The sequence below is a fragment of the Maribacter sp. genome, from assembly GCF_049667165.1.
In the GTDB taxonomy this organism is placed as follows: domain Bacteria; phylum Bacteroidota; class Bacteroidia; order Flavobacteriales; family Flavobacteriaceae; genus Maribacter_A.
The window spans coordinates 47027-54594 of record NZ_JBATHS010000341.1 but is presented as its reverse complement, the minus strand read 5'-3'; the positions used below and the strand labels follow the sequence as shown (position 1 = coordinate 54594).

Here is a 7568-nt window from a genome sequence, read left to right as displayed (position 1 = left end):
TCAACTACTTTTGTGACTCGAAAAATCGTTTAATGGCAAAGAATTTAGTTATTGTAGAGTCACCGGCAAAGGCTAAGACTATAGAAAAATTTTTAGGTAAGGATTTTAAGGTAGAGTCCAGTTTTGGCCATATCGCTGATTTGCCTTCAAAGGAATTGGGTGTCGACGTCGACAATGGATTCAAACCCAAATATATTGTCGATAAGGACAAAAAGGCCTTGGTGAAAAAGCTTAAGGACCTGGCAAAAAAAGCAGATATAATTTGGCTGGCGAGTGATGAGGACCGGGAGGGAGAGGCTATTTCATGGCATCTTTCCGAGACCTTGGGACTGGATAAGAAAAAGACCAAACGCATTGTTTTCAACTCAATTACCAAATCCGCAATCCAAAAAGCCATTGAGAATCCCCGTGACATCAATTACAATTTGGTCAACGCCCAACAGGCAAGAAGGGTATTGGATAGATTGGTGGGGTATCAACTATCCCCGATTCTTTGGAAAAAAATAAAACCCGGACTTTCAGCAGGGAGGGTCCAATCCGTAGCGGTTCGTTTAATTGTGGAAAGGGAGCGCGATATTGAGGCCTTTACCCCGGAAGCATCATTCAGGGTAGCTGCGGAATTCAAGACAGACAATGGCAGTGTACTTACTGCCAAATTAGGGAAGACATTTGCATCGAAGGCTGAGGCAGAGGCATTCCTGAAGAAAAATATTGGCGCCAAATTCTCCGTAGGGGACTTGGATAAAAAACCTGCGAAAAAATCGCCGTCAGCACCATTTACTACCTCTACACTGCAGCAAGAAGCATCCCGTAAATTGTATTTTTCAGTGGGAAGAACCATGCAGGTGGCACAACGGTTATATGAGGCTGGACTCATCACTTATATGAGAACCGATAGTGTCAACCTTTCGGTAGAGGCTATCAATGCTGCAAAAGATGCTATAATTGATAATTATGGGCAAGATTATAGTACCGTTCGCAATTTCAAGGGTAAATCCAAAGGAGCGCAAGAAGCCCATGAGGCGATTCGCCCTACGGATATGACGATGCAATCCCCTTCCTTAGAGCGTGATCAATCGAAGTTATACGATTTGATTTGGAAAAGAACCATTGCTTCCCAGATGAGCGACGCCCAATTGGAACGTACCAATGTCAAGATAAAAGCCAGTACCCATAAAGATGAATTTATGGCCAATGGTGAAGTCATCAAATTCGATGGTTTCCTAAAAGTGTATATGGAAGGTATTGATGATGAGGATGTGAGTGAAGAGCAGGAAGGAATGCTGCCTCCAATGAAATTGGGCGAAGTACTATATAATAATTTGATTACGGCTACCGAGCGATTTTCAAGACCTCCGTATCGATTTACAGAGGCCTCCTTGGTTAAGAAATTGGAAGAGCTAGGCATTGGAAGACCTTCTACCTATGCGCCAACTATCTCAACAATACAGAATCGGGGCTATGTAGAAAAAGGAACTGTTGAAGGTGTCGAAAGAAAGTACACCCAACTCCTATTGAAAAATGATGCCATAAAGGGCAAGGAATTGACCGAAACCGTTGGTTCGGATAAAGGTAAAATGGTACCAACGGATATTGGAATGATCGTGACCGATTTCTTGGTCAGTCATTTTTCGAATATCTTGGATTATAACTTCACAGCCAAGGTTGAAGAGGATTTTGATGAAATTGCCGAGGGTGATGAGGATTGGCAAAAAGTAATGAAGGATTTTTATAAAGACTTTCATCCCATGGTACTTCATGTTGAGGAAAATGCGGATCGTGCCAGTGGTGAAAGGGTGTTGGGCAAGGACCCAAAGACCGGTAAACAAGTCGCAGTGCGATTGGGAAGATTTGGTCCAATGGTACAGATAGGTACGGTTGATGATGAGGAAAAACCCCAATTTGCCAGTTTATCCCCAGACCAATCCTTGAATTCGATTACCTTTGAAGAGGCAATGGACCTATTTAAACTTCCCAGAAAACTGGGTGTTTTTGAAGGGGAGAATGTCGAGGCCAATGTAGGTAGGTTCGGACCTTACGTTAAATTTGGTAAAAAGTTCGTCTCTCTGTCCAAAGGTGAAAATGCTATGGATGTTTCCTTGGAACGGGCCATAGAATTGATAAAGGAAAAACAGAAAGCGGATGCTCCTATCGCCGTTTACGAGGGTAAGGATGTGATAAAGGGGGTTGGTCGATTCGGACCGTTCATCAAATGGGATGGCACATTTATAAATGTCAATAAGAAATATGATTTTGACAACCTGAGCCAAGCGGATATCAAGGAGTTGATCGAGGCCAAAAAACAAAAGGAAATAGATAAGGTTGTACAAGACTGGCCTGAAGAGGGAATCAGGATAGAAAAGGCCAGATGGGGACGGCATACGGTAATCAAAGGGCGCGTTAAAGTAGAGTTGGCAAAGACTGTTGATGTCACTAAAATGAGCTTGGAAGAGGCTAAAAGCCTGATCGAAAAGAAATCCCCAAAGAAAACAACTAAGGCAAAATCAAAAGCAAAACCTAAAGCTAAAAAATAAGTATGGCGTTCGATTTTTTGGTCCCTGTAGAAGATAGGGTCTTGGCCCATTCCGAGTTATTACCCCCACAAGCCCTAGGAAAACATATATTCGCGCACACCAAAAACGATGGCCTGCCGGTATTGGCCAATGCCACCATAGCCCTTTTAGGGGTGAAGGAATCTAGAAATGCCTACGAAAAAAAACCCGAAAAATTAGATGTTTCCTCGATACGGATTCAGCTGTACAAGTTGATGCTCGGCAATTGGAATTCCACCATCGTTGACATGGGTGATATCGAAGAAGGGGAAACCGTTGAAGATACCTATTTCGTGGTCAAGGAAATCGTGGCAGGATTGATCGAAGAGAACATCATACCAATCATTTTAGGGGCGACCCAAGATATCACCTACCCGGCATATCGGGCGTTTGATGGTATACGGGATATGGTCAATTTAGTAGCCATAGACAGCCGATTTGATTTTGGAATGGAAGATGAGCTCATCTCATCCCACTCCTATATGAGTAAGATCATTACCGATAAGCCCAATAATCTTTTTAATTTCTCTAACCTAGGATACCAAAGTTATTTCAATGCGCAGGAAGAAAAAGACCTTATGGAGCGTCTTTTTTTTGATGCCTATAGGTTGGGTGACTTGATTCATGATATTTCCTTGGCAGAACCTGTGTTGCGTAATGCGCATATGGTAAGCTTGGATGCAAGGGCCATAAAAGCCGGTGATATAGGGATTTCATCTAATTTTTCCCCCAATGGTTTTGACGGTCGGGAAATATGTGCCATTGCAAGATATGCGGGCCTAAGCGATAAAGTAAGTGTGTTCGGCATTTATGAAATGGAGAATATAGACCAATCATTTCAGCTGTTGGCCCAGATTATTTGGTACTTCATTGAAGGGGTCAATTTTAGGATAAAAGAATCCCCCTATTCAAAAACAGACGATTTTACTAAGTACACCGTACCAACCGATACTGAGCAGTTGGTCTATTATAAGAGCCATCTTACCGAAAGATGGTGGGTAGAGGTACCCTCAATTTTGACTTCACATACTAAAGCCGAAGCCACGGCGTTATTACCATGCACCGAACAGGACTATTTGGATGCTTGTAATCAGATTATTCCCGAAAGGTGGTTTAAGGCGTATAGAAAAGGCTTTAACTGATTAAAAAAAAATTAGTCGATAATTGTACAACATACAATAATTTACTCAAATCGTAGTTTTAGAGAGTAGAATAATATTGTGTTTGCATTTATAACCTTAATCGAAATTTAACCTAAAGTATGAAGAAGCTATTGTTATCATCTATAGCATTTGTTTTTTTGCTCACCAGTTGTGGGTCCAAAACAAAAGGCGAGCTAGTTGGCGTCCAGGGTAAAAAGTGGTATCCTGAAAAACCTTATGGAATGGAATTGATCCCACGTGGATCTTTCATTATGGGTAAGAGTGAAGAGGATCAGGCTAAACTTCTCAATGCACCGACAAAGACCGTTACCGTGAGATCCTTTTATATGGATGACACCGAAATCACAAATAGCGAATATCGCCAGTTTGTCGAGTGGGTCAAGGATTCAATCGCTAGAACCAAGTTGGCCATATTGGCCGATGAATTAGGATTAGGCCCTGAAGATGGTGGAATTGGTGAATATGCATTCAAAGATGCGGATACGACCAAAGCCTCTGTGTATGACAAGTATATGTTGGATAACTATGCTGGTATGGGAGAAACAGGTTATGAAGGTCGTGGACTGAATAAGGATGTCGATCTCATTTGGGATGTCTCGGATTTCCCAGACGAGTATTATACAGAAGTTATGGACTCGCTTTATATTCCTGAAGAAGAGTCATACAATGGCCAAAGAACAATTGACGTTACCGCATTGAAGTTTAAGTATAGTTGGATGGATATCGAAGCAGCTGCCCGTTCTAGAACAGGTAACAGAAAAGACTTCATTAAACATGAGGAATTGGAGATTTACCCAGATACAACCGTTTGGATCAGGGATTTTGAATATTCTTACAATGAACCCATGCATAACGATTATTTCTGGCATGATGCCTATAGTGAATATCCTGTAGTTGGAATTTCATGGAAACAGGCACAAGCGTTCTGTAATTGGAGGACCAAGTACAAGAACGATGATCAGAAGAGTAGGGGGAAACAATTCGTGAATAAATTCAGGTTACCTACCGAAGCAGAATGGGAGTATGCCGCAAGAGGTGGTATCGAAGGGGGTACATACCCTTGGGGTGGCCCCTATGTCATCAGTGACACAGGTTGTTTTATGGCTAATTTTAAACCACAACGTGGTGACTATGCGGCCGATCAGGCATTGTATACGGTAGAAGCCAAGTCGTACGAGCCCAACGATTTCAACTTATACAACATGGCAGGTAATGTCTCTGAGTGGACAAACTCGAGCTACGACCCAAGTTCCTACGAATATGTATCTACCATGAACCCTAACGGTGGTGATGGCAACAACGAAAGAAAAGTGATCAGGGGCGGATCCTGGAAAGATGTTGCTTATTTCTTACAGGTGAGTACAAGGGATTACGAATACGCAGATTCTGCCCGAAGTTATGTTGGGTTTAGAACCGTACAGGATTATATGGGCGAAGAAGATTCAACACAATAAAAAATAGAATACGAGTAAATCATAAATACATCCCGATGGTTGTCGGGAAATAATCAAACTTTAACCAAATACTTATTATTAACATAACAAAAATTAAATTTAAAATTATGGCACAGTCAAAATCAACAAAAAAATTATTCAACATGGCCTACGGGCTTGGAGCATCGGTAGTAATTATTGGTGCATTGTTCAAGATCCTTCACTGGGAATTTGGTCCTTTAACAGGTGGACTTTTATTGGCAGTAGGTCTTATTACCGAAGCACTTATTTTTGCAATTAGTGCATTTGAACCAGTAGATGACGAATATGACTGGTCTTTGGTTTACCCAGAATTAGCTGGTGGTATGGGCGGTATGAGAAAAAATGAAGCCGCTGAGATCAAAGAGACAGAAACTTCCTTGTCCAAAAAATTGGATAACCTATTGGAAGAAGCCGGTATTGATGCCAGTCTGATGGAAAGCCTAGGATCCAGTATCAAGAATTTCGAAGGTGCAGCAAAAGGTATCGCCCCTACAGTGGATGCCATGCAATCTACCAAGAAATACTCTGATGAAATGGTACAGGCAGCCGCCCAAATGGAATCTTTGAACAGTTTATATAAAGTTCAGTTAGAGAGTGCAAGCAGACAAGCTTCGGTTAACGAAGAAGTTGTACAAAACGCAAGTGCACTTAAAGATCAAATGGAATCTTTGGCCACGAACCTTTCTTCATTGAACGGTGTTTACGGTGGTATGTTAAGCGCAATGAATAGAAACTAATTAGAACATTAGTACAAACCCAAATCAATTAATCAATAATATCTAATTAGAAAACATGGCAGGAGGAAAGCTATCACCACGTCAGAAGATGATCAATCTTATGTATTTGATCTTCATCGCAATGCTGGCGTTGAATATGAGTAAAGAAGTTCTAGCGGCATTCGGTATAATGAATGAAAAGTTAGAAGCTTCAAATGTAAAGACGACGGAAAGCAATGATGCTTTCCTAGGAAGTCTGGAAACCAAAGCATCTGAAGATGCAGCCAAATATGAAAAGCTGTATCAGAATGCACAGAAAATAAAGTCAATGTCCCAAGAGTACTTTGACTATCTGGAAGGTATCAAAAAAGGAATGACAGAAAATTTAGAGGATGCCAAGGATTATGCCCGTATGGATAACTCGGATTTTTTAGACGAAATGTTATTTCAAGGAGACAACCTTTCTGAAGCTGGTAAGGACTTCATGAAAAGGCTTACTGAATATCGTACGCAAGTGGCAGCAATAGCCCCTGAAAGCCTTAAAGAAGCAGTTAATTTACGTTTCAAAACCGGAGACGAAAATGGTAAGGTCGAAAAAAGGGATGGTACCAAGCAAGATTGGATCAACTACCATTATGAAGGCTATCCTTTAATAGCTTCATTGGCCAAATTGACTGCGCTTCAAGCAGATGTTAAGTCAACGGAGGAAGATGCTTTGAAATCAATGTTGGAAGGTGAGCTGACCAGCCAGGTTTCCTTGACGAATTTTAAAACCTCATTAGCCGCTAGTAAATCAGCATTCTATTCCGGTGAAAAATATGATGGAAAAATCATTATCAGCAAAACTGACGCCTCATCTACACCAGTACGTGCAGAATTGACCCTTGATGGAAGAAAACTTTCTGAAGGGAAAGACTATGCCTTTGAAGCAGGTGGAATTAAAATGCTTATCGGAGCTGGATCTCCCGGAGACCATGAAATTTCTGGAACCATGTACTTTATGCAGGATGGTGAGGAAATTCCGGTTGAAGTGAAAAACAGCTTTGCTACCATTAGTAAGCCTAATGCTGCGTTGATCGCTGCCGATAAGATGAATGTTGTTTATCGCGGTGTCGCCAACCCTATGTCGATTTCCATTCCTGGTATTCCTGACAATAAGGTAACAGCTTCAGCACCTGGTCTAAAAAAGATAAGTGCCAGCAAATATGTAATGAACCCTGGTACGGGTAGAACCGTTAAGATCGTAGCTTCTGGTGTTTTGCCTGATGGTCAACGTATCTCTACTCCTGCTGAATTCAGGATCAAGGATATTCCAAGACCAGCCGGTGCTATTCGAGGAGAGACTGGTAGCACAAAGATGCCAAGAAAGAACTTGGAAATTGCAACCGTTAGTGCTATGTTGGAAGACTTTGATTTTGATTTAGGTCTAAAAGTAAGTGGATTTAAATTCAAGGTGCCAGGTCAACCTACAGTAAGTGTAAATGGAGACAAACTTGATTCAAGGGCTATTTCAGCATTGAAAAGAGCGAGCCGTGGTGACGCTGTTCAGATATTCGATGTAAATGCTTATATCACGAACAATAAGAGCTACAAACTTAAAAAGGTATCTCCAGTTGTTGTTGAGATAACAAACTAATAAGTAGTATTATTTAAATTATATTT

At 41.3% G+C, this 7568-nt stretch carries 5 protein-coding genes; all 5 read left to right on the top strand.

Features of this window, described 5'->3' with window-relative positions; translation table 11 throughout:
• Positions 1-32 precede the first annotated feature (32 nt).
• The 5 genes from topA (at position 33) to gldM (ending at position 7542) form a co-directional block, all read left to right on the top strand.
• Positions 33-2534: a type I DNA topoisomerase gene (topA, locus tag WBM98_RS16085; protein WP_424367041.1), complete on the top strand. Its 2502-nt coding sequence runs from the start codon at positions 33-35 to the stop codon at positions 2532-2534.
• A gap of 2 nt (positions 2535-2536) precedes the next feature.
• Positions 2537-3694: a formimidoylglutamase gene (locus WBM98_RS16080; protein ID WP_424367040.1), complete on the top strand. Its 1158-nt coding sequence runs from the start codon at positions 2537-2539 to the stop codon at positions 3692-3694.
• A gap of 119 nt (positions 3695-3813) precedes the next feature.
• Positions 3814-5169 carry a gliding motility lipoprotein GldK gene (gldK, locus tag WBM98_RS16075; protein WP_424367039.1) on the top strand — a complete coding sequence of 452 codons (1356 nt, stop codon included), beginning with the start codon at positions 3814-3816 and terminating at the stop codon, positions 5167-5169.
• A gap of 107 nt (positions 5170-5276) precedes the next feature.
• Entirely contained in the window at positions 5277-5927 is a 651-nt protein-coding gene (gene gldL / locus WBM98_RS16070) for a gliding motility protein GldL (protein ID WP_424367038.1), read from the top strand.
• 55 nt (positions 5928-5982) lie between these two features.
• Positions 5983-7542: a gliding motility protein GldM gene (gene gldM / locus WBM98_RS16065; protein WP_424367037.1), complete on the top strand. Its 1560-nt coding sequence runs from the start codon at positions 5983-5985 to the stop codon at positions 7540-7542.
• The last annotated feature ends 26 nt before the right edge of the window (positions 7543-7568 follow it).

Excerpts from the sequence above, each read along its gene's own strand:
- topA (WP_424367041.1), top strand. The coding sequence starts at position 33 with ATGGCAAAGAATTTAGTTATTGTAGAGTCACCGGCAAAGGCTAAGACT.
- WBM98_RS16080 (WP_424367040.1), top strand. The coding sequence starts at position 2,537 with ATGGCGTTCGATTTTTTGGTCCCTGTAGAAGATAGGGTCTTGGCCCAT.
- gldK (WP_424367039.1), top strand. The coding sequence starts at position 3,814 with ATGAAGAAGCTATTGTTATCATCTATAGCATTTGTTTTTTTGCTCACC.
- gldL (WP_424367038.1), top strand. The coding sequence starts at position 5,277 with ATGGCACAGTCAAAATCAACAAAAAAATTATTCAACATGGCCTACGGG.
- gldM (WP_424367037.1), top strand. The coding sequence starts at position 5,983 with ATGGCAGGAGGAAAGCTATCACCACGTCAGAAGATGATCAATCTTATG.